The sequence below is a fragment of the Okibacterium fritillariae genome (genome assembly GCF_052783725.1).
In genome coordinates this window covers 107,696-129,502 of the sequence record NZ_CP199917.1, presented here as the reverse complement: position 1 = coordinate 129,502, position 21,807 = coordinate 107,696, and the positions used below count along the sequence as shown (strand labels likewise).

At 69.3% G+C, this 21,807-nt stretch carries 18 protein-coding genes; 11 read left to right on the top strand and 7 right to left on the bottom strand.

Annotation, left to right across the window (positions count from 1 at the left end; genetic code table 11):
* Positions 1-59: 59 nt before the first annotated feature.
* The gene (ypfJ, locus tag ACUWEX_RS00595; RefSeq protein WP_445996756.1) at positions 60-947 is read right to left on the bottom strand and encodes a KPN_02809 family neutral zinc metallopeptidase; all 888 of its coding nucleotides are present in this window, start codon (positions 945-947) and stop codon (positions 60-62) included.
* A 204-nt stretch (positions 948-1,151) separates the two neighbouring features.
* A complete protein-coding gene (locus ACUWEX_RS00590) occupies positions 1,152-2,516 on the bottom strand; it encodes an ABC transporter substrate-binding protein (protein WP_445996755.1) in 1,365 nt (454 codons plus the stop codon).
* A gap of 209 nt (positions 2,517-2,725) precedes the next feature.
* Between ACUWEX_RS00590 and ACUWEX_RS00585 the strand changes: the two genes are divergently transcribed.
* On the top strand, positions 2,726-4,120 hold the full coding sequence (locus tag ACUWEX_RS00585) for an APC family permease (RefSeq protein WP_445996754.1): 1,395 nt from the start codon (positions 2,726-2,728) through the stop codon (positions 4,118-4,120).
* A gap of 59 nt (positions 4,121-4,179) precedes the next feature.
* Here the strand turns inward: ACUWEX_RS00585 and ACUWEX_RS00580 are convergent, their stop codons facing one another.
* Positions 4,180-6,822, bottom strand: a complete 2,643-nt coding sequence (locus ACUWEX_RS00580) for a LuxR C-terminal-related transcriptional regulator (protein WP_445996753.1) — start codon at positions 6,820-6,822, stop codon at positions 4,180-4,182.
* Positions 6,823-7,298: 476 nt separating this feature from the next.
* Here ACUWEX_RS00580 and ACUWEX_RS00575 point away from each other — a divergent pair, with 476 nt between their 5' ends.
* The 9 genes from ACUWEX_RS00575 to ACUWEX_RS00535 all read left to right on the top strand — a co-directional run bounded on the left by ACUWEX_RS00575 (position 7,299) and on the right by ACUWEX_RS00535 (position 17,242).
* The gene (locus ACUWEX_RS00575) at positions 7,299-7,988 is read left to right on the top strand and encodes a SipW-dependent-type signal peptide-containing protein (protein ID WP_079726368.1); all 690 of its coding nucleotides are present in this window, start codon (positions 7,299-7,301) and stop codon (positions 7,986-7,988) included.
* A gap of 61 nt (positions 7,989-8,049) precedes the next feature.
* Positions 8,050-8,706 (top strand): signal peptidase I, encoded by a 657-nt coding sequence (locus tag ACUWEX_RS00570; RefSeq protein WP_445996752.1) that lies wholly within the window; start codon positions 8,050-8,052, stop codon positions 8,704-8,706.
* Positions 8,707-8,715: 9 nt separating this feature from the next.
* Positions 8,716-9,624 (top strand): collagen-like protein, encoded by a 909-nt coding sequence (locus tag ACUWEX_RS00565; RefSeq protein ID WP_079726366.1) that lies wholly within the window; start codon positions 8,716-8,718, stop codon positions 9,622-9,624.
* Positions 9,621-11,483, top strand: a complete 1,863-nt coding sequence (locus tag ACUWEX_RS00560; protein ID WP_445996751.1) for a choice-of-anchor G family protein — start codon at positions 9,621-9,623, stop codon at positions 11,481-11,483. Before ACUWEX_RS00565 ends, ACUWEX_RS00560 begins: the two co-directional genes overlap by 4 nt.
* A 292-nt stretch (positions 11,484-11,775) precedes the next feature.
* On the top strand, positions 11,776-13,911 hold the full coding sequence (locus ACUWEX_RS00555; protein ID WP_079726364.1) for a glucose PTS transporter subunit IIA: 2,136 nt from the start codon (positions 11,776-11,778) through the stop codon (positions 13,909-13,911).
* Complete coding sequence (locus ACUWEX_RS00550; protein ID WP_079726363.1) at positions 13,898-15,349, top strand: glycoside hydrolase family 1 protein; 1,452 nt, start codon at positions 13,898-13,900, stop codon at positions 15,347-15,349. Before ACUWEX_RS00555 ends, ACUWEX_RS00550 begins: the two co-directional genes overlap by 14 nt.
* 42 nt (positions 15,350-15,391) lie before the next feature.
* Positions 15,392-16,222 (top strand): PRD domain-containing protein, encoded by an 831-nt coding sequence (locus ACUWEX_RS00545; RefSeq protein ID WP_445996750.1) that lies wholly within the window; start codon positions 15,392-15,394, stop codon positions 16,220-16,222.
* 28 nt (positions 16,223-16,250) lie between these two features.
* Positions 16,251-16,514 carry an HPr family phosphocarrier protein gene (locus tag ACUWEX_RS00540; protein WP_079726361.1) on the top strand — a complete coding sequence of 88 codons (264 nt, stop codon included), beginning with the start codon at positions 16,251-16,253 and terminating at the stop codon, positions 16,512-16,514.
* Positions 16,514-17,242 carry a histidine phosphatase family protein gene (locus ACUWEX_RS00535; protein ID WP_445996749.1) on the top strand — a complete coding sequence of 243 codons (729 nt, stop codon included), beginning with the start codon at positions 16,514-16,516 and terminating at the stop codon, positions 17,240-17,242. The genes ACUWEX_RS00540 and ACUWEX_RS00535 overlap by 1 nt, the downstream gene beginning before the upstream one ends.
* Here ACUWEX_RS00535 and ACUWEX_RS00530 read toward each other — a convergent pair.
* From ACUWEX_RS00530 to ACUWEX_RS00515, 4 genes are all read right to left on the bottom strand, one after another.
* Entirely contained in the window at positions 17,174-18,166 is a 993-nt protein-coding gene (locus ACUWEX_RS00530) for a hypothetical protein (protein WP_445996748.1), read from the bottom strand. The genes ACUWEX_RS00535 and ACUWEX_RS00530 overlap by 69 nt on opposite strands.
* 187 nt (positions 18,167-18,353) lie before the next feature.
* Positions 18,354-19,439 (bottom strand): Gfo/Idh/MocA family protein, encoded by a 1,086-nt coding sequence (locus ACUWEX_RS00525; protein ID WP_445996747.1) that lies wholly within the window; start codon positions 19,437-19,439, stop codon positions 18,354-18,356.
* Between the two features lie 84 nt (positions 19,440-19,523).
* The gene (locus ACUWEX_RS00520) at positions 19,524-20,555 is read right to left on the bottom strand and encodes a S66 family peptidase (RefSeq protein WP_445996746.1); all 1,032 of its coding nucleotides are present in this window, start codon (positions 20,553-20,555) and stop codon (positions 19,524-19,526) included.
* Positions 20,556-20,564: 9 nt separating this feature from the next.
* Positions 20,565-21,050, bottom strand: a complete 486-nt coding sequence (locus ACUWEX_RS00515) for a YxiG-like protein (RefSeq protein ID WP_079726356.1) — start codon at positions 21,048-21,050, stop codon at positions 20,565-20,567.
* Between the two features lie 36 nt (positions 21,051-21,086).
* On the opposite strand from ACUWEX_RS00515, the gene ACUWEX_RS00510 reads away from it, so the two are divergent.
* Positions 21,087-21,743 (top strand): hypothetical protein, encoded by a 657-nt coding sequence (locus ACUWEX_RS00510; RefSeq protein ID WP_143785250.1) that lies wholly within the window; start codon positions 21,087-21,089, stop codon positions 21,741-21,743.
* The last annotated feature ends 64 nt before the right edge of the window (positions 21,744-21,807 follow it).

The following is a 21,807-nucleotide window of genomic DNA, read 5'->3' as shown; positions in this document are numbered from 1 at the left end:
ACGACGTTGACGATGCTCTCGGTCACGCGGCTGCCGAAGATGAGTAACACGGGCGCGCCCTACAGTTCCGAGGCCGAGACGGCGAACGTGTCGCACGCCTGCGGGCCGCCGTCGAGGCCCGCGGTGAACCACTTCTGGCGCGAGGCGCTCGAGCCGTGCGTCCAGGTGTCGGGGTCGACCTGACCCGAGGACTGTTCCTGAATGCGGTCGTCGCCGATGACGGACGCAGCATTCAGGGCATCCGCGATCTGCTCGTCGGTGAAGGGTTTGAGCAGGGCCTGACCCGAAGCATCCTCGGTGGTCGACGCGAACTTGGCCCAGGCGCCCGCGTAGCAATCGGCCTGCAACTCGGTGCGTACCGAATCGGATGCCGGGCCGGATCCTCCGCGGTCGGTGCGGTCGAAAACGCCCGTGACCTTCTGGATGTGGTGACCCCACTCGTGCGCGATCACGTACATCTGCGCGAGCGAACCGCCAGAGGCACCGAACTGGGTGCGCAGCTGCTCGAAGAACGACGGGTCGACGTAGATCTGCTCGTCGGCCGGGCAGTAGAACGGGCCCGTGGCGCTGGACGCCTGGCCGCAGCCCGTGGAGATGCCCTGGCTGAACAGGTTGACATCGGCGGGCGAGCGATAGGCGGCCCCGAGCACGGCGGGCGACGCCTCGGCCCAGTAGTCGTCGAGCGAGTTCGAGGCGCCGACCACCAGGCAGTCGGTGCGCTCATTGGCGTCGGCCCCGGTCTCGCAGTCGAGCGCGACCTCTTGCGAGGAGCTGCCCCCGCCGACTCCGCCCCCGCCCACGAGCCCCGTGAGGTCGACGCCCAGCAGCTGCGACAGGATGAACAGGCCCACCACCACGACCGCGCCGCCACCGCCGGCGATCGCGGTGTTGCGGCCGCGCTTCGACACCTTGGACGTGTCGAGGCGCGCGTTGTCGTTGAAAGTCATCCCCCGAAGTTACCTGCTTCCCGAATCGCGCGGGGAGGGGTTGCGCGGCCGGTGCGGCACAGTTGCGCGGCCCGCCGGCACGGTTGCGTCGCCGCGCAGGCATGATTGCGCGGCAGCGGCGGCGCACGGATTCGGCCACACGAACGAGGGGTGGGATGCCGCAGCCCGCGCATCATCCCACCCCTCGTGTTCGAGCGTGATCGGCTATTGCCCGCCCGCCTGCGTGTAGGCCGTCATGGCGGCGGCCTGCGCGTCTTCGAGCGCCTTCTCGGGCGTCTTGTCGCCCAGCAGCGCCGACGTGATGGCGTTGTTCAGCTCGCTCTTGATGGCCTGACCGGCCGGCGAGGAGCCGAACGAACGGCCCTCGGCGGCGACGTCGTAGAACGTCGAGATCGTCTGGTCGAAGCCCGCGTTACCGCTGTCTCCGACGAACTTCTCGCGCACGGCCTTGTCGGCCTCGGGCGATCCGGTGAAGAGGCCCGTGTTGATGGCGCCGGGTTTCGCAGCGATGGTGTCGGCTCGAGCCTCACCCGCGGCCATCCAGGCGTCCTGCGAGGTCAGGTCGAGGGCCCACTGGCACGCGGCCGACGGGTTCTTGGCGCCCGTCGGGATGACGAACGCCGTGCCGCCGGTGACCGAGAAGGGCTCGCCGTCCTGGTCGCGGAAGGGCACGGCCTCGATCTCGACCTGGTCGGCATAGGGCGAGAGCACGTTCACGTACCACTGCGCGTTCAGCTGCGCACCGACCTGGTCGGCCACGAACTGGTTGTTGTCGCCGAACGTGTCGAAGGAGTCGGAGAAGCTCTTCATCTTGGCGAAGCCGCCCTGCGCGTCGGCCAGCTCGGTCAAGAATTCGATGGCCTTGACGTTGTTGGGGTCGTCGAGCGCGGGCTTGCCGTCGTCGTCGATGACCTGGCCGCCGTAGCCCAGCATCCACAGTTCGCCTTGGCCGGTCGCGACCGGGTCGAAGCCGATGGTGGTGGGGTTGCCGCCCGATTCCTTGTACATCTTCTTGGCGGCCTCGATGAGGACATCGGGTTTCGAGGTGTCGATCTGGTCGGCCGTGACGCCGGCGGCATCCATGACCTTCTTGTTCAGGATGATTGCGGGCGGCTGGTAGAACTGCGGAACACCCCACATCTGGTCGTCGTAAGTGACATCGTCGACCACGTTCTCGTACCAGCGCTCGTCGGCATCGACGCCGCCCGCCGCGAAGCACTTGTCGAGGGGCTGGATGAGGCCCTGCGCGGCGTAGGTGCCCACGAATTGGCGGTCCATCTGCACGATGTCGGGCACCGAACCGCTGGCGGCGCGCGTGGTGAACTTCTGCGCGTCGAAGGCGGTCTGGTCGATCTTGATGTCGACGCCCTTCAGCTGCGCCTTCGCGTAGTCGAGGCGGCTGGTGCCCACGTCGTCGGCGTTGTCGAAGCCCCAGGCGTTGAGCGTGCCCGTCGGCGTGGTGGTGAAATCGGCGGCGGCGGTGTCGTTGCCCCCGCCGGAGCATCCCGCGAGTGCGACCATGGCGGTCGCGACCCCGACGGCGAGCAGAGTCTTCTGTGACTTCTTCACGTGTGTTCCTCACTTCCTTGGGAAAACTACTTCCCAGTAACCACAGCCGAGAAGCGCTGGTCAATCCCTTCCCTTGCTCGGCCTTCTCTGTATTCGAGTCGCGCCGATAGCCCATCGCCGAAGATTTCTCGCCCCCTTTCGTGGGTCGCGGCGAGCGCAGTACCGTCTAACCGGCCTCGAGGCCACGCCCCATCAGAAAGTCAGAGATCATGAGCGACAAGACACGACCCGCCACGGGCCCCGGTTCATCCGGCGCGGCCGCCGACACCGATTCGGGTTCCGGCTCGAACTCCGGCTCCAAGCTCAAGCAGGGCATCACAGGCCCGCTCCTCTTCCTGTTCATCCTGGGCGATGTGCTCGGCGCGGGCATCTACGCCCTCATGGGCAGCCTGTCGGCGGATGTCGGAGGTGCCCTCTGGGCCCCGCTCGCCGTCGCACTCCTCCTCGCTCTCCTGACGGCGGGCTCCTACGCCGAGCTCGTCACGAAGTACCCGAAGGCCGGCGGAGCCGCCATCTTCGCCGAGCGCGCCTATAAACAGCCCCTCATCTCGTTCCTCGTGGGCTTCAGCATGCTGTCCGCGGGGGTCGTCTCGGCGGCGGGCCTCGCGCTCGCCTTCGCGGGCGACTACCTCTCGGTCTTCATCGACCTGCCGCCCATCCCGACGGCCATGGTGTTCCTGCTGCTCATCGGCGCCCTCAACGCGCGCGGCATCTCGGAGTCGATGAAGAGCAACCTCGTGATGACGATCATCGAGCTCAGCGGCCTCGTCATCGTGATCGTCGTCGTGGCGGTCATGTTGGGGCGCGGCGACGGCGACGTCAGCCGCATCGGCGAGTTCCCCGAGGGTTCGGTGCCGGCCCTCGCCACACTCAGCGCGGCCATCGTGGCGTACTACTCGTTCGTCGGCTTCGAGACCTCGGCCAATGTGGCCGAAGAGGTCAAGAACCCGAGCAAGGTCTACCCCCGGGCGCTCTTCGGCTCGCTGGCGACGGCCGGTGTCGTGTACATCCTCGTGGGCCTGGCCAGCGCCATCGCCCTGCCGCCCGCCGACCTCGAGGGTTCCTCGAGCCCGTTGCTCGACGTCGTGGCCGCGACCGGCGTGGGCATCCCCAACTGGATTTTCAGCCTCATCGCCCTCGTCGCCGTCGCCAACGGCGCGCTCCTCACCATGATCATGGCGAGCCGCGTGACCTACGGCATGGCCGAGCAGGGCCTTCTGCCGAGCGTTCTGGGCAAGGTGCTGTCGAAGCGCAAGACGCCGTGGACCGCCATCCTGTCGACCACGCTCGTGGCCATGCTGCTCACGCTCGTCGGGGATGTCTCGACCCTCGCCGAGACCGTCGTGCTGCTGCTGCTCTTCGTGTTCATCAGCACCAATGTGGCCGTGCTCGTGCTGCGCCGCGACCCGGTCGAGCACGACCACTTCCGCGTGTGGACCTTCGTGCCCGTGCTAGGCGTCGCCTCGTGCATCCTGTTGCTCACTCAGCAGAGCCCGCAGGTGTGGCTGTTCGGGGCGATCCTGCTGGCCGTTGGCGTGGTGCTGTACTTCGTGGCCCGGTTCACCCGCAACCGCCAGGATGCCGCGGCGCGACGCGACGTCTGAGCCGAGGAGCGCCTGGGCAGCGGGGCCGCCTGCGCCGCGGGCGCCGCGGTGGAGCGGGCCTAAGCGGAGGGTTCGACCCCGAGCGCCGCGGCCAGCCCGCGCCGTGACGCCACCCCGAGCTTCAGGCGCGCCTGGTAGAGGTGCGACTCGACGGTGCGCACCGACAGGAAAAGCGTCTGCGCGATCTCGCGGTCGCTGCGCCCCGTGGCCGCGAGCGTGGCGACCTCGAGCTCGCGCCGCGTAAGCGTCGCCGCCGTCTCGACTTCGACGATCGGCGCGGGTGCGGAGCCCTGGTCGCTCGCGCGCCGCCACTCCTGTCGTTCGGCGTGCGCACGGCTCTGCTGGGCGGCCGCGTGGTCGCCGAGCGAGGCATGGATGACGGCGGCGTGACGGGACGCATCGGCGGCCAGCCCGAACGCATTCATGCGGGCAAATCGGCACGCCGCGGCATCCAGTCGACCCCCATCGGTGTCGATAAGCGCCCGGGCATAGGCCGCCTTGGCATGCAGGAGCGGTGCGTCGGTGAGGGATGCGACGCGCTCGAGACGATCGACGATGCGGTCGGTCTGCGCGCCGAGCCGGAACAGCTCGAACATTCCCCAGGCCCCGACGGCGCTCCCCATGGGATCGTCCTGGTCGAGCATGAGCGTGACGGCGCGATCGCGTTCGGTGCGCGTGTCGGCCCCTTCGCCCGGGATGAAGGCCAGGACGGCGGCGAACCAGGCGTGTTGCCCCTCGAGCGTGATGCGTCCGACCGATGCGGCGAGTTTGCGACGCGTCGCGGAGGCGTCGCCCCGGCGCGCCGAGACCAGGGCAAGCTGCACGAGCATCCAGGGTCGCCATCCCGCGATGTCGTAGGGGTCGAGACGCTGCTGGGCGCTCCGCAACTCGACGGTGGCGCGGGCATCGTCGCCCTCGTGCAGCGCCACGAGCGCCGCGACCATGCTGATGGCGGCGAGCAAATAGCGATCGTCGAGAGCATCCGGGCGGGCCAGCAATTCGACCATGCTGTCGGCCGCGAGGCCCACGTCGAAACCGGCGGTGCAGCGGATGACGGCCTCGGTGCCGCGCACCTTCGCCCGATAGTCCACCGAACCGAAGGCGACGGTAGCGGGCGAGATGTCGTCGATCAGGGAGTCGAGCACGTCGATAGCGTCGAGCGCGCGACCGCAGCGGCCCGTGTGGCAGAGCAACAGGGCGGTCAGACATCCGGCGACGATGCGCGTGGCGAGATCGGCCGTGGGGTCGCGCAGCAGCGTCTCGCCCAGGTGGATGGCCGTCTCAGGGTCGCCCATCACATTGGCACGCACCACGGCGACACCGGCGGCGAGGCAGGGGCCCGCCTGGCCCGCATCGACCCAGGCCGTGACCGTGTCGAAGAGACGGTCGAGTTCGGCATCCGCGTCGGGCAGAGAAACGGCCAGCTCGGCCCACCAGATGACCAGGCGGGCCAACTCGGGTGCGGACGCCCCGCGCACGTCGGCCTCGCCGAGCACGGTCAGGGCCGAGCGCTGACGGCCGCGTTGCGCAAGCGACCGCGAGCGTTCGACATCGGCCAGGACCGACGGATGCAGACGGCGGCTGCGCAGGGCGAACCGTTCGGCGCGCACATACTCACCCAAGCGGTTGCTTCCCGAAGCGGCAGCCAACAGCACCTCGGCAACGCGCTCCTCGCCCCATTCTGCGAGCGCCGTCGGCTCTTCGTCGTACCCCCACTGCCCCGCGATCGCCATGGCTTGGGCGGGGCTCGGCAGGTGGTCGACATCGCGCAGGATGGCTTCACCGAATGCGCCCGTGACCTGGTGCACCCGGTCGGGGTCGGCGATCTCGAAGGCCGCGCCCGCGAAGAGAGCGCCCGGCACCACGAGTTGGGTCGAGGCGTAATCCGAAGCGATGAATCCGTGTTGCGACAGCACCCGCAGGTCGCCGCGGGTGGCCGCCGCACCGAGCACGCCGAGCGGGATCGGCCCGGTCACGTGCAGCGTGGCGAGCGCGGTCAGCTGCCGCTCGGTCAACACGCGCAGCTGGTGCTGCAGCAGGTCGAGGATGCGGGGCGACTGGGCCGGTAGGTTCGAGAACGCCGCAATGGGCGATTCGTTCGGGTCGAGCGCGTGCACCGCGGCCGCGAGTTCTTTGATGAGCTGGGGCGAACCGCCGCTGTTGGCGAAGATCAGCGCCCGCGACACGGTGTCGAAGACCGCGTCGGGCATCACCTGGCTCAGCAACTCGTCGGCCTCGCGGGCGGTGAGCGGCGCGACGTCCACGCGTTCGGCGCCGCGTTCGATCCACAGCTCGTTGATCGCCCGAACGGTGTCGGGGTCGTAACGGTGATCGCCGTCGGATGCGCTTCCGAGGGCAACGGGGGTCGAGGTCAGCAGAAGCGTCGCCGTTCCCGACTCGGCGATGCCGGTCAGGCGGCGCATGATGCGCGGGTGCAGGGTCTGCGCGTCGTCGACCTGCACGATGAGCGGCGGGGCGGATGCAGGGTGCCCGGCCTCGATGCGTTCGTCGATGAAGCTGAGCGCATCGTCGAGCCCTCCGGCCATGGGCGATCCGCCGAGGGCCGTCGTACCGTCGCGGTGGAGCCCGAGCAGCGTGACGGGTTCGATGCCCTCGGCGCGCAGCAGTTCGGCCACGGCCGACGCCAGATAGCTCTTGCCGAAGCCGAATTCGCCGACGATGACGACGCTGCGACCCGCCATCAGACACTCGGAGAGCCGCCTCGGGTTTTTCCCCCGGCCCACCATGCGATGGCTCCCCGGCCACCGTTTGACAGCTATCGATGCCGTCCCACGCTCTGCGTCATTCATCGCACTCGTCCCCCAAAGACTCGCACTCGGGTAGTGCTCGGGCGCGGCGACGCTGCTGCTCCTGAGCCTGCTTCTTCCCTCCCAGTATGCCGAGAATCTATCCCGATTACGTCGCCCGAGTACTGAGTTCGGCCACTGACTTGTCCCAGTACCGCGTGTCGAACTCGGAGGGGACGGGCCCCCGAGGCACCAGAACTGCGGGGGCGAGAGGCCCGGACACGGGGGTAATCACGGAGAACGCGGGGCCAGTGTGGTCGCCTGCGCGCCAAAACCCGAAGCTTTCCTCAGCTACCCCGTCCGGGGTGGCACACGTGATGTGACGCAGCTCGACGACGGGCACGTCACCGTGCATCAGCAAGGGGAAAACCATGGCTCAACACGTTTCCGCACCGCGCAGCTCCCGTCGAGGAAAGGTCATGGCCATCGCGGCCGGCGGCCTCGTCATCGGGCTCGCGACCGCCGCCACCCTGGCCGCCTGGACCGACACCGAATGGGTGTTCGGCGGCAACGCCGCGGGCGACGGACCCGGCGTCGGCACCAGCGCCTTCGAGGTCGAACAGAACGTCACCGCACCGTTCGACGCGGCCGGTTTCGTGCAGGACGAGGAGAACCCGGGCTCGCCACTCACCTTCGGCCTCGACGCGCTGAGCCTCAGCCCCGGCGATTCGGTCTATGCCCCGGTCGCCCTGCGCACGGTCGACGGCTCCGTCGCCGGCTCCATCGACCTGCAGTCAGCCGTTGCCGCCGACGGCATCACCGTGACCGACGCCGATGGCGTCCTCTTCGGTGCGCTCGAGCTGCGCGTCGCCGTGAACACGACCGCCGTCGCCTGCGACGCCGCCGCCTTCACACCCACCAGCACCATCGCCGACGGCACGCTCGCCGACGCCGAGGGTAACGCCGCGCAGGCACTGAACGCGGACAGCGGCAACACCCAGTACTACTGCTTCGAGCTGACTCTGCCCGACGCGCCCACGCTGCCCGCCGGCACGACGCTCGACGATCTGCAGGGCCGCACCGTTGCGCCCGCGTGGGAGTTCGCCGCGGAGTCCGAGTAGCCCGCATCATCCGCTGAGGCACATCACGCACGAGAACGACGAGACGGTCGGGACGGACACCATGAACACGGTCAGCACCACTCCCACGCACGACCGTGACGGATCGGATGTGGGCGGCGACACCCCCGTCGCCCCCGCATCCACCCCCGTCCCGACCCGTCGCTCGCTCTCGGGTCGCGAACCACGTCGGCGCCCCCGCGCCAACGGATCGCGCGCCACCCGCCTCATCAAAGAAGTCCTGCTCCTCATCGCCGGGATCGGCGGCATCCTGTCGATCCTCTGGCTCGTCGCCTCGCTCGTCTTCGGCCTCTCCATCGTGATCTTCATGACGGGTTCGATGTCGCCGACGCTGCCGACGGGCGCGGCCGCCATCGTGAAGGATGCCGTGCCCGCCGCCGAGCTGCGCGTCGGGGACGTCGTCACTGTGCCCCGCGAGGGCCAGCCGCTGCCCGTCACCCACCGCATCGTCGACATCGCCCCCGTCGACCCGCTGTCGGGTGCCGGACCGGAGGCCCGCGAGCTCACGCTGCGCGGCGACGACAACGACACCAACGACCGCGAAACCTACATCGTCGCCGCGGCCGACCGCGTCATCGTCGGGGCTCCGTTCATCGGTCACGCGCTCACCATCATGCAGACACCGATCTTCTTCGGCGCCCTCACCCTCGGGGTCATGCTGCTCGTCATCTGGGCCTTCTGGCCCGTCCGTACATCCTGAGGAGGATTCGTGCACACCATCGGCGCATCGACGAAGCTGCACCGAGCGTGGAGCCCATTGCGGCTCGTGCTCGCCAGCGTCGCCACCCTCGTGCTCGTCGCGGGGGCCAGCCTGTTCTCGGTCCGCGCGTTCGCTGTGCTGAACGACGTTCCCGAGACCGGCACCCCCGGCTATCTCTCCCTGCGATCGGATCCCTATCCCGCGCAGTTCCTCGAACTCTCGCCCGGCTCGCCCGCCCGCTGGCAGATCGCCGCCGACCTGCAGGATGCCGAGACCGCCCGCCTCACGCTCGAGATGCGCAAGGACGGCGAACTCGTCGACCACCCGCGCGGCCTCGAGGTCACGGTCGAGCGCTGCGATGCCGAATGGACCGGTCTCCCGGATGCCCCCACGTGCGCCGCCAACCCGGTGCTCGTCACCGAAGCCACACCGCTCGACGACTACTCGTCCACGAGCCCCGTCTTCGACCTGGATGGCCTCACCGCCGCCTCGGGCAAATTCCTGCTCGTGACGCTCGCCGTCGAAGACTCGCCCGAGGCCGCGGCCGACGAGAGCCTCATGAACCTCACGGGAGACATCGGATTCGCCCTCACGGCGACCGGTGACAGCATCGGGGCCACGCCGACTCCGACCCCGTCGCCCAGCACGCCCGCGACGCCCGGCCCGAGCGCCACCCCCGGAGCCCCGGGCCAGCCCGGCCAACCGGCGCAGCCCGGCCAGGGCGGCCAACCCGGCGCCACCGGCCGCTCGCCCCTCGCGGCAACGGGCGTCGACATCGTCGCCCTCGTGGCTCTGGGCGCGGGAGCCATCGGCCTCGGCCTCGTGGTCTCGTCGGCCCGCGCGGCCGGCCGACGCAACGCCGCCGCTGCCACTACCGGCACCCCCCTCATCACCGACGACCGAGGAGACCTGCGATGACCCGCACCACACCGTCCCGGCACGGGCTCGCCCCGCACCCGCGTTCCCTGCGCGGCCTGCTGCGCAGGGTCACGGACAACAACCGCCTGCTGGGCTCGCTCGCCGGGGTGGCCGCGGCGGCACTCGTCGTTGCCACCGTGCCCGCCACCGTCGGCCAGACCGTCGCGTCGTGGGGTGACAGCGAGTGGGTGCACGCCCCCGCCGTCGGCACCTCGGCTTTCGACTGCGGCACCGACACGAACTACCGCACCACGTCGTCCGGCACGTTCCTGAGCGGTCAGCTGCTCGGCATCGACCTCGACGACATCGCCGAGCTGAGAGACATCCGCACCGTGCGCGAGCCCGGCCAGCCCGTCGTCGTCGACCCGCCGAACGCCGTCGACCTGGGTGGCACCAACCCCGAGGTCAGCACCTACGCCAACCCGCTCGCCGTGAGCGTGCTCGACGACCTCGCCGTGCTCGACCTCACGGGCCTCAGCGTCGGCCTGCCCGCCGGTTCGACGGGTGCCGTCAACCAGTACAGCCAGTCATCCACGCTCGGCACCTCGGCGGGCGCGGCGGGCCTCGTGACCAACTCGGGCGGCGTCGGCGTCACGTCGACCACGCCCGACTCCGAGCTGCCCGAACCCGCAACACTGCAGCTCTCGAACGTGCTCGGCCCCCTCACGGGCGTCGGGGATGTCTCGCTCGAGGTCGGTGCGGTCGCGGCGTCATCGGCCCTCGACTGGTGCGCCGCCCGCGAAAGCGACGAATGGGGCGACGGCAGCGTCACGGGTGTCACGCGCGACTACGGCATCGCCGGCCTCGACCTCGTCGTCGACAGCCCCCTCGTCTCGGGGCTCGTCACCGAGGTCAACGACACCGTCACCGACCTGAACACCGCCGTCACGGCGCTCTCGGGTGTGAACGGCGGCATCGCCAATCTCGTGCGCACTCAGGTCGCCGCCAACCTCCCTGGGCTGCTGGGCGTCAACCTCGGCGGCAACGTGACCATCAGCAACCTCGACCTCACGGGCGCCGTGCAGAATCTGCTGACCACGCCGCTCACCGACGGGACCGTCACGATCGATCTGAGCGCGGGCACCGTGTCGGTCGATCTCGCCTCGCTGCTGGGCGACGGTGCGAACGGGCTGAACGATCTCGCCCCCAACACCGAGCTGCTCATCAACAACGCCGTGCTCAACCCGCTCGTCGACCGGGTCGGCGACCTGCTGGATGCCTGGACCACCCAGGTCACACAGGCCCTCACCACGGCCCTCGACAACGCCACGGTCACCATCGACCTCTCGGGCGCGATCAGCATCCTGGGCTCGGGCCCGAACAGCGGGCTGCAGGTGGCGACGCTCGATGTCGACGTGAACGCGAGCATCGCCTCCATCCGCGCCGGCACGGCCCCCGTCACGATCGATACGGATGTCGTGGGCGTCGTCACGGTGGTCAACATCATCCTCGGCGGGCTCGGCCTCCCGACGATCACGACCATCCTGAGCACCCTCACCTCGGGCCTCACCACGGGCCTCCTCGCCCCGATCGCGGCCACGTTGAGCACGAACCTCTTCGGTCTCGTCACGACGCTCGGGTCGACGCTGGCCACCGCGGTGAACCCGGTCCTGACGGCCGTCGGCGGTGTCTTCAACGCCCTGCCGAGCGTGCTGTCGGTGGGCGTCAACGTGCAGCCCGACCAACCGAACCCGCTGCCGGGCAGCACCTTCGACCCGGGAGCTGCGCCCCTCGAGAGCCCCGAGTACGCGGTCTCGGCCCTGCGCATCGGACTCGTCGACGCGGTCGCTCCGACCAACGGGTTCGTGTACTTCTCTCTCGCCACGGCCACCGCCGGGCCCACTGTCGCACTCCCCTAGCGCGTCGGGCGCGGGGCACGCGATTGAGAGAAGATCGGCGGGCCGGATGCCGGGCGAACAGCCCCGCACCCGGCCCGCCGTTTTTTCGCGGCCGCGCAGATCCGCGCATCTCGACCCGCCGCGCCTCTCCAGACAGGTGTCGATTTGGCCCCGTCGCGGCCGCGTGTTAGTTTTCTCGCGGACATGTGACTGGTCATGCAGGCAGGATCCGACAATTCGTGCACGTTGCGCGAGGTCGGGTCCTTTTTTTGTGCCCGGAACGGTCCTGACAACCCCGGTTCAAGGAGGATCCATGACGACCACAGAGAGCGCGCAAGCGATTTTCGACAATGTCGGCGGTGCCGCCAACATCTCGAAACTGCAGCACTGCTCCACCCGACTGCGCTTCGCGCTGGTCGACGACACCCTGGCCGACGAGGCCGCGCTGAAGGCCGTTCCCGGCGTCATCGGCGTGGTCAAGGGCCCGCAGACGCAGGTCATCGTCGGCAGCAAGGTCGCCGAGATGTACACGGCGGTCGAGAAGCTGCGCACCTCGGGCGGCTCCGGCGCGGCTGCCGGCGCTGCGGCGGATGGCTCGGGCGCGGGTGGCTCGGCCACCACGGGCGGCGCGGCATCCGGTGGCCCCGGCGGCCGCAAGCCGTTCTCGTGGAAGCGCACCGGTTCGGTCTTCATGGACTTCGTGGTGAGCGTCTTCACGCCCATCATCCCCGCCATCGCCGGCGCGGGAATCTTCAAGTCGCTGCTCGTGCTCGCGTCGGCCCTCGGCTGGCTCGACCCCACCACCGACAACTTCAAGCTGCTGAGCGCCATCCCCGACGCCGTCTTCGGCTTCCTGCCGCTGCTCGTGGCCTACACGACCGCCAAGAAGCTCGACGTGAACCGGCCCGTGGCCCTCGGACTCGTCGGCCTGCTGCTCTTCCCCGCGTTCACGGCGCTCGTGGCGCAGGAGGGCGGCGTCGCGCTCTTCGGCCTAACCGTGCCCAACGTCAACTACAACGCACAGGTGTTCCCCGCGATCATCTCGGTCGTCGTGCTGTGGGGTGTCGAGCGCCTCTTCACGAAGATCACGTGGGCGCCGATCCGCACGTTCTTCGTGCCGCTCATGGGCTTCATCATCGTCGCGCCGCTCATGATCTTCGTGCTCGGCCCGCTCGGCTACGGCCTCGGCACGCTGCTCACGGGCGCCATGCTGGGCCTCTACAACACGCTCGGATGGGTGGCCGTGATGCTGCTCGCCGGTGTGCTGCCGCTCATCATCTCGGTCGGCATGCACAAGGCGTTCATCCCGCCGACGCTCGCCACGGTCGCGGCTTCCGGCAAGGACTCGTTCTACCTCGTCGCGTCGCTGGCCCACAACATGAGTGAGGCCGGCTCGAGCTTCGCGGTCGCGCTGCGCACCAAGAACCGCACGCTGCGCGCCACGGCTATCTCGGCCGGTGTCTCGGCGCTCTTCGGCATCACCGAGCCTGCCCTCTACGGTGTCACCCTGCAGAACCGACGCGCCCTCATCTCGGTGGTCGCGGGAAGCATGACCGCCGGCGCCTACCTCGGCCTCACGCAGGTCTCGGCCTTCGCCGTGGTCAGCCCCGGTGCCGCGAGCATCTCGATGTTCATCGACGGCGCCAACCCGTGGAACTTCCTCAATGCGCTCATCGGCCTCGTCATCGCCATCGCGGTCTCGTTCACGGTGTCGGCCATCCTGTGGCGCGACTCCGACTCGGGCACCGTGCGCGCCCTCGAGAACGCCAACGGCGGGCGGGATGCTGCAGCCACCGGCACTTCGACCGCAGCCGTCCCCGCCGCATCCGTCGTCGCCGGCACGGCAGCACCGCGCCACGCCGCATCGGATGCCGCCGTCTCGGGCACCCCCTCGTCGGCCAGCGTCGACGCCGACGCCGACGCTGAGGCCCCCGCGGCCGACGCCTCGGCCGCCGCGGCCGGCACCACCATGACGGCCCTGCTCAGCCCCCTCACGGGCGAGGTCGTGCCGCTCGACAGCGTCGACGACGCGGTCTTCTCGGCCGGCATCCTCGGCCAGGGTGCGGCCGTGCGACCCACCGACGGCGCCGTGCGCGCCCCGCTCGGCGGCACCGTCACGGCGCTCATGGACTCGAAGCACGCCGTGGGCATCCGCGGCGACAACGGCGTCGAGGTGCTCGTGCACGTCGGCCTCGACACCGTGCAGCTCGAGGGCGCCCCGTTCACCGCGCACGTCTCGATCGGCGATCGCGTCGATGCGGGCCAGCTGCTCGTCACGGCCGACCTCGACGCCATCCGCGCGGCCGGCTACGACACCATCACACCGGTCGTCGTCGTCAACAGCGACGACTACACCGTCACGGTCGACCAGACCGGGGCCGTTCAGGCGGGCGAACCGCTCGTCTCGGTCACAGCGAAAGAAAAGGAGAACGCCCATGGCGCTGCCTAAAGGTTTCCGTTGGGGCGGCGCACTCGCCGCCAACCAGGTCGAGGGCGCGTGGCGCGAAGGGGGCCGCGGGCCGGCCGTCTCGGATGTCGCCACCTACAAGCCCAAGGCCGACCCCAAGGAGTACGCGCTCCACCACGTCAACACGGTCGCGAGCATCACGGCGGCTCTCGAGGACGACGACACGGTCTACTACCCCAAGCGCCGCGGCATCGACTTCTACCACCGCTACCCCGAAGACCTGGCGCTGTTCGCCGAGATGGGCTTCACCACCCTGCGCGTCTCGATCGCGTGGACCCGCCTCTACCCGACGGGCGAAGAACTCGAGCCCAACGAGGAGGGCGTCGCCTACTACCTCGCGCTGTTCGAAGAGATGCAGCGCGTCGGCATCGAGCCGCTCGTCACCCTGTCGCACTACGACCCGCCCATCGCCCTGGCCCTGAAGCACAACGGCTGGGTCGAGCGCCGCACGATCGAGCTCTTCGAGCGGTTCTCGCGCACGTGCTTCGAGCGCTTCGGTCACCTCGTGAAGATGTGGCTCACGTTCAACGAGATCGACGGCATGATCCGCCACCCGTTCACGTCAGGCGGCATCATCGAGGAGACCGTCGAGGGCAGCGTGCTGCAGGCGTCGTACACGGCCCTGCACCACCAGTTCGTGGCATCCGCGTCGGTCACCCGCATGCTCAAGGAGCTGTGGCCCGAGGCGCAGATCGGATGCATGCTCACCATGTTGACGACCTACCCCAACACCTGCCACCCCGACGACGTGGCCGCCACCCAGGCCAAGGAGCGCCTGCTCTACCTGTGCACCGACGTGCAGGCCGCGGGCGCCTACCCCTCGCTCGCGCTCAACGCGCTGGGCCGCATGGGCGTCGAGATCCCGTTCGTCGAGGGCGACGTCGAGCTGTTGCGCGAGCATCCCGTCGACTTCATCTCGTTCAGCTACTACATGACCATGACCGAGTCGGTGAACCCCGACGCCGAGCGCACGCCCGGCAACACGGTCTTAGGTGTGAAGAACCCGTTCCTCGAGTCGAGCGAGTGGGGCTGGCAGATCGACCCCGTCGGCCTGCGCATCTCGCTCATCGACCTGTACGACCGGTACAACAAACCGCTGTTCATCGTCGAGAACGGCCTGGGCATGCGCGACGAGCTGACGGATGACGGAAAGGTGCACGACCCTTACCGCATCGACTACTTCCGCCGGCACTTCGAGCAGATGATCCAGGCCGTCGATGAGGGTGTCGACCTCATGGGCTACGTGAGCTGGGCTCCCATCGACCTGATCAGCGCATCGAGTTCTCAGATCTCGAAGCGATACGGTTTCATCTACGTCGATCAGGACGATCTCGGCAACGGTTCCGGCGACCGGCTGCGCAAGGATTCGTTCTTCTGGTACCAGAAGGTCATCGCCTCGAACGGCACCGACCTGGAGTAGTCGCCCCGCCGCCCGGTGCGGTGGGTGTCGATGGAGTCACGCATGCAGATCATCAAGAAGGTGCTCAACTCGTCGGTCGTGCTCGTCGAAGACGAGCGCGGCGTCGAGCGGGTGCTGCTCGGCAAGGGCATCGGTTTCGGTCAGAAGGCCGGAACCGCCCTGCCGTCGACCGCCGCGGACCAGGTGTTCGTGGCGCTCGACGACTCCGACCACCGCAACCTCGTCGAACTGCTGGCCCAGATTCCGGCCGAATACGTCGAACTCACGCGCGCCATCGTGGCGGATGCCGAGGGCTCCGGTCTCGAGCTCGACCCGCACATCTACCTGACGCTCACCGACCACCTGCACTTCGCGGTCGACCGGCAGCGTCGGGGGCTGTTCGTGGCCAACCGGCTCGCGTGGGAGATGCGCACCGTCTACCCCACCGAACACGCCATCGGGGTGCGCGCCGTCGAGCGGCTGCGCGAGCGGCTGCAGGTCGAGCTACCCGCCGAGGAGGCCGCCAACGTGGCCTTCCACCTCGTCAACGCCGAGGTCGGCAAGGTGGGCATCGACTCGCAGCGCGTCGTGCAGCTCATCGCGCAGGTCACCCAGATCGTGTCGCACACGAGCGGCGTGCGCGTGAACCGCGACGATCTGCACTCCTCACGGTTCGTCGCGCATCTGCAGTACTTCGCCGAACGGTTCTTCGCCGGCAAGCTGCTCACGAGCGAAGACGACTTCCTGTTCCGCAGCCTGAGCGAGCGCTATCCCGCGGCCGTCGCCTCGGCCGAACGGGTGCGCACCTTCGTGCGCCACGAATATGACGCCGACCTCCCCAACGAAGAGGTCGCGTTCCTCGCCCTGCACATTGCACGGGCGTCATCCGAATAGGTTTGATCACAGAAGAAAGGCACCACCCATGGCACAACGCACCACCACCGTCGCCTCGTCCGTCGGCCTGCACGCCCGCCCCGCCGCCGTGCTCGCCAAGGCCGTCGCCAAGACCGGCCACGAGGTCACCCTCACGGCCAAAGGCAAGACCATCGACCCGAAGAGCCTGCTCTCGGTCATCGCGCTGTCGATCGGCCACGGCGACGAGGTCACCCTCGACGTGACCGGTGACGACGCCGAGCGTGTCGCCGACGAACTACAGGCGCTGCTCGAGTCGGACCTCGACGCCTAGTGCCCTCCGTCGCGCGCATCCATTTTGTCCGGCACGCCGAGACGCTGTTCAACGTCAACCGCCAGCTGCAGGGGTGGTGCGATTCGCCGCTCACCGAACGCGGTGAACGCCAGGTCGCCGCGCTGGGCGAGTGGATGCGTGGGGTGCCGCTGACCGCGGCGTTCATGAGCGACCTCACGCGCACGCGCACCACCATGGCGGGCGCGCTGGTCGGCCACCCCGACCTCGAGCCCGTGCCCATGACGGCGCTGCGCGAGTGGCACTACGGCGGATGGGAAGGGCAGCCCAACCCCGACATGTGGACGCCCGTCTATGCCGACCACGGTTTCACCTACAAACCCGGTTCGGGCAGCTGGCCCGCGCTCACGATCGACAGCTTCGACCACGTGATCGACTCGATCCACGCGCACGACCCGCTCGGCCGGGCCGAGACATCCGCTCAGGTTCGCGCGCGCGTCGAGACGGCTTTCGAGACCATCCTTGCCGAGGCGCGCTCGGGTTCGGGTGACGTCATCGTGGTCACGCACGGCACCATGCTGGGCAGCCTCCTGCGGCACCTCGTGCCCACCAACGTGTCGCCGCCCTCGGGTTACCCCAACTGCGGCGTCGTCACGGCCACGGTCACCTGGCCCGACGCCGACGCCCCGGATGCCGCGGCCTCAGCTGCGGCGCTCAGCTACACCGTCACGCTCGCCGACGTCGACGGCTCGAACGCGACCCCCGCCTGATCGGGTTCGCAACGCTCGGGCGGCGAGGCCGAGCGCGGCGACGACGATCGCGAGGGCGACGTAGCGGAGCGAGACGCCGGGCTCGAGAAGAGCGGCCTGGAAGACCTGCAGCCCGTAGTCGAGCATTTCTGCGGGGTAGCGGGCGAGGCCGCGGGAGCCGATGGACGAGGTGACGGCCGTGAAGGTGACCGGGCCGATCCACAGCACGATGAGGCTGAAGAGGGCGGCCACGATGCGGCCCGCCGACCCGAGCCCGCACCACGCGATGGTGAGGCCGACGACGATGGCGGGGATCCACAGTGAGGCCGACTGCAGGAACGCGAGGAAGTCGGGCGGGACCGGCTGAAGCGTGTGCGGCAGAATGAGGCCGCTCAACCAGGGGCCGAGCGCGACGGCGGCGAGGCTCGTGCCGACCAGGACGCCCGCGGCAGGGGCTGCGGCGATGAGGCCGAGCACGAGCATCCCGACCCCCATGGATGCCGCAGCACCGCCCGTCAGGCCGTAGAAGTAGAGCTCCGTGGCGCTGGTCTCGCGCAGACCGTCCTCGACGACGGAGGCGGTCTGGATGACGGCGATCAGCTGCACGAGCAGAACCCCGGCGGCCACCGCCGCCGTTCCGAATCGCGGCCGGCGCTGCTTCGTCAGGCGCGCGACGAGGCCGCCGAGCGCCGAACCCACCGCGATCACGCCGATGAGCAGCGTCACGAAGTACTGACTGAAGGGCAGCAACACGAACGGCATCGGCTCGCCGAGCCCGGCCCCCTCGTCGGCCCACAGGTTCTGCAACGGCAGCCGCATACCCGTGATGATCCAGGGCAGAAGCCCCACCACGGCAGCGCCGATGCCCATGAGCACGTAGAGCCACACGTTCCAGGTCTTCGCCGCAGCGGTCCCACTTGCGGTAGCGGTAGCGGTAGCGGTCACATTCACGTCTTCAGAACTCCCCCGGTCATGCACGCCGTCAGCCTAGCGGCCGTGACGCCTGAGGCGACCCGGCCAGCAACTGCGTTTCCGTCCCGTGAGTATCCGAGTTACTCATAAACTCGGCGGCGCTTTTTATGAGTAACTCAGTTACTCATAATCTCTGGGCTGACGGTTATGAGTAACGGGGTCAGTCGGCCCAGGCTTGGCGCGCGGAGCGGATCGTGTCGCCCGTCTCGGCGGCCCGGTGCATGAGTATCCCCAGGTAGTGGTCCTGGCTGGCCTCGGCGAGGCTGTAAAGCGCGGGGCCGCCCGCGATGTGGTCGCGCATGCGCACGAGGCAGCTGGCGATGGCGATCTCGTCGTCGTTGAGGCGCGCGGGCGCGAACTCGTTGACGTACTCCCACGACGAGCCCACCAGGATGCCGCGCAGGAACATGCCCTCGAGGTTGCCGCCCTCCCCCGTCGCGACGCGGCGGAACTCGGAGAACACGGGCGTGCGGAAATCGTCGAGGTACGCGAGGTCGAGGTTGTTGATCTCGCCGCGGTCGCCACGGATGAGGATGCGGTTCGCGCGGATCCAGGAGAAGTACTGCTCGTCGGCGAAGTCGTAGACGCCGAGGCGGTCGCCGAAGTCGAGGCGGGCCGAGAGCTGCCGGGCGGTCACGTGCGACTCCTCGCGCGGATCGCCGTCGCGGTCGGGCCCCTGCACGAGCGGGGACTCGAAGAGTGACGCGGTGATCACGGCATCCTCGAAACCGATGCCGAGCGCCCGCCGCAGCACGCTCACGCCGTGATAGTCGTGGCACTGCGCGACCAGGGCCGAACTGACCGTGCCCAGGCGACCGGATGCCGCGACCCCGAGTTGCGCCCGCAGCAGCGGCGACAGGTGATACTGCTCGGCGACCTGGATGATCGCGCCCCCGAGCACGAGCTCGTGCAACCATTCGAGCGCCGCGACGTCGGGTGCGGGCGGCGTCTCGGTGAGCACGGGCATGCGGCGCTCGGCGAGTTGCGCGATGATCGCGGGCGCGGCGTCGCGCGGCACGGAGACGACCACGAACTCGGGGGTGGAGGCATCCAGGAGCGCGTCGATGTCGGGAAAAGCTCGCACGTTCCACTCGGTTTCGATGGCGCGGGCGGTCTCGGGGTTGCGCGTCACGAGGCCCGTCACCTCGAAGCGGTCGGGCAGGGCGCGGGCGATGCGCAGGAAGAACTCGCTGCGCCATCCGCTGCCCATGATGCCGAATCGGATGCGGTCGCCGTTGTCGCTCATGCGTCCAGCCTAAAGTCGGTCGCCGGGTGGCGCGAGGTTCGGGCACCGGGCCGCCCGCGCGGTTCTCTCAGCGAGGAGGCGCGCTCAGGGGACGAGGCGTTGCGTGATGCGGGCGGATGCGGCATCCCACTCGACCTCGGCGAGCGCGCCGTTGACGAGCGGCAGCTGCGGCGGTTCGTGGCCGACGTCGGCGTCGTACAAGACCGGGATGCCGAGGCCGCCGAGCGTGTCGGTCAGCGCCTGCAGCCGCGGGTAGCCCGGGCTTTCGGGGGCCGGGGTGCGGCCGATGAGTACGGCATTGGCGTGATCGAACCAGCCGGCGAGGCGCAGGCGGTGCAGCAGGCGCGCGGTTTCGAGAGTGTCGGCTTCGGCCGCCTCGAGGTAGACGAGCAGGCCCTCGGGGGCGTGGCGGCGGGCGAATCCGTCGAGGTCGCCGGAGGGGGTTCCGGGCAGGAGCGCGATGGTTTCGAGGCATCCACCGATGAGTCGGCCCGTGACCGTGACGGGGTCGTCGCCGTCGAGGCGGCGCCAGCGCGTCGGTTGCTCGTAGGCGTCGTCGCGCGTGCGGGGTTCGGTGGCCCAGGGACCCCACGGCCGGATGCGGCGGCGAGGGGCGGCCGATTGCACGAGGATGGCCCCGGCCGGCGCGGTGACGACATCCACCCAGCTGGAGAATTCGACGGGCAGCTCGTAGGGCGTGTCCATGAGGTTTGCCCCGTGCAGCGTGGCGATGCCCGTTGCGAGGGTCAGCGGCGTCATAAGCGTGGACAGGTCGGAGTAGCCGATCAGCCAGGTCGGGTCGACGGCCAATGCGTCGACGTCGAGCCGGTCGAGCAGGTCGACGGCGAGGTCGCCACCCCACGGCGGGATGACGGCGCGCACAGTCGGGTCGGTCATCATCTCGGTGAGCTCGGCGGCGCGGGCCTCGGGCGGGCCCGACGTCACGCCGTCCACGCGGGCCAGCTCGCCGACACGTGTGCGGAATCCGTGCGCGGCAACCGCGTCGAGCGCCGCGTCGAGCCGGTCGTGCAGCGACGCGGGAACCCCCGAAGACGGTGTCGCTACGCCGACGAGATCGCCGGCGACGAGGGGGCGTGGGTAACGGATTCCGACCATCGCCACAGCCTAACGACCGTGCGCGGGCACGATGAAGGGCGCATAGCCCGCGGGTGCCGGCTCGACGCGCAGATCGGAGAATACGACCGTCAGGGTGTGGCCGTTCGCCTGCACGCGGACCTCGTGAAACGGGATCCCGACGTCGGCCGACCAGGAGCGAGCGAGCTCGGAATCGGGAACAATCGCGAAACCGGGGTAGATCGCCTGCCACTTCACGCCCCAGACATACCCGTCGAGGTCGATCCCGGTCGCCGCGTCGATCAGACGTTCGTCGAGCGAACCCGCCCAGCCGGTTGGGCTCAGGGCCGTCGTGACCTCGGCGCGAACGCAGTTCACGAAGAGGAACCGGAGGAAGCGCGTCGGGATGCCGGTGCTCGGCGCGGCACTGGTCTCGATCACGACCTCGTAATCCCTCATGTACGTCGTGAAGCCATGGAAGACGATCGCCTCGTCGAACACGTCATCGAACGCCGCCTGCATCTCCCCGATATCCATGACCCCCAGGCTAAGCGCCCGGCTAGGGTGGCGTGCATGCCCTCCGTTCCGGCGACGCCGCTTTTGACGATCGCTCATGATCCGCGTCGCCTGCGTCGGCAATTGGTGGGCTCGGGGCTCGGCGTGCTCGCGGCCACCGCGCTCATGGGCTACTTCCTCTGGTTGGCATGGCGCGAACCCGCCGCGTGGCTGCTCGTGGTGTTGTGGGTGCTGCCCACGCTGCTGCCGCTCGCCACGTTCGCCGAGTTCGTCGCGGTCGCGCGCAGCCGCGATCGCAGCGTGCTGCAGGTCTTCGACGATCACGTGCTCATCGCCCAGAAGGTCGTCGTGCCGTGGCGGCACATCCGCCGGGTCAGCGTCGTCGACGAGCAGGGCGGCACCCTCGCCGGCGGCCGAGGAAAGTGGATGTCGCGCGTCTCCGTGCTCGCGCGCCCCTTCGGTCTCGGCGACGGTCAGCGCGGTTTCAACTTTCACCTCGACGACTACGAGCGGCTCAAACGTGAAGCGGGCTCGGCAGGCGCGCTCCATTTCGCCGATCCGTCGCTTCTCGACACCACGCTGCCGGCCGACAGCGCCGCCGCGTACTGCTTCGTCTCCAACGAACTGACGTCCGTCGACTTCTGGGGCGCCCAGCGGGCCCTCGCGGCCATCGTCGCGGCGAAAGGGGTCGGCTTCGGCCCCTCTCGCGTCTGAATGCACGCCGCGGGAATGAGCGAGCGCGCGGCGTCCGTTACCTTTGACACACCGAGCGCGGCCG

Coding starts and splice junctions, on each gene's coding strand:
- ACUWEX_RS00575 (WP_079726368.1), top strand. CDS start 7,299: ATGGCTCAACACGTTTCCGCACCGCGCAGCTCCCGTCGAGGAAAGGTC.
- ACUWEX_RS00570 (WP_445996752.1), top strand. CDS start 8,050: ATGAACACGGTCAGCACCACTCCCACGCACGACCGTGACGGATCGGAT.
- ACUWEX_RS00515 (WP_079726356.1), bottom strand. CDS start 21,050: ATGGATATCGGGGAGATGCAGGCGGCGTTCGATGACGTGTTCGACGAG.
- ACUWEX_RS00555 (WP_079726364.1), top strand. CDS start 11,776: ATGACGACCACAGAGAGCGCGCAAGCGATTTTCGACAATGTCGGCGGT.
- ACUWEX_RS00540 (WP_079726361.1), top strand. CDS start 16,251: ATGGCACAACGCACCACCACCGTCGCCTCGTCCGTCGGCCTGCACGCC.
- ACUWEX_RS00510 (WP_143785250.1), top strand. CDS start 21,087: ATGCCCTCCGTTCCGGCGACGCCGCTTTTGACGATCGCTCATGATCCG.
- ACUWEX_RS00580 (WP_445996753.1), bottom strand. CDS start 6,822: ATGGCGGGTCGCAGCGTCGTCATCGTCGGCGAATTCGGCTTCGGCAAG.
- ACUWEX_RS00585 (WP_445996754.1), top strand. CDS start 2,726: ATGAGCGACAAGACACGACCCGCCACGGGCCCCGGTTCATCCGGCGCG.
- ACUWEX_RS00560 (WP_445996751.1), top strand. CDS start 9,621: ATGACCCGCACCACACCGTCCCGGCACGGGCTCGCCCCGCACCCGCGT.
- ACUWEX_RS00520 (WP_445996746.1), bottom strand. CDS start 20,555: ATGGTCGGAATCCGTTACCCACGCCCCCTCGTCGCCGGCGATCTCGTC.
- ACUWEX_RS00550 (WP_079726363.1), top strand. CDS start 13,898: ATGGCGCTGCCTAAAGGTTTCCGTTGGGGCGGCGCACTCGCCGCCAAC.
- ypfJ (WP_445996756.1), bottom strand. CDS start 947: ATGACTTTCAACGACAACGCGCGCCTCGACACGTCCAAGGTGTCGAAG.
- ACUWEX_RS00545 (WP_445996750.1), top strand. CDS start 15,392: ATGCAGATCATCAAGAAGGTGCTCAACTCGTCGGTCGTGCTCGTCGAA.
- ACUWEX_RS00525 (WP_445996747.1), bottom strand. CDS start 19,439: ATGAGCGACAACGGCGACCGCATCCGATTCGGCATCATGGGCAGCGGA.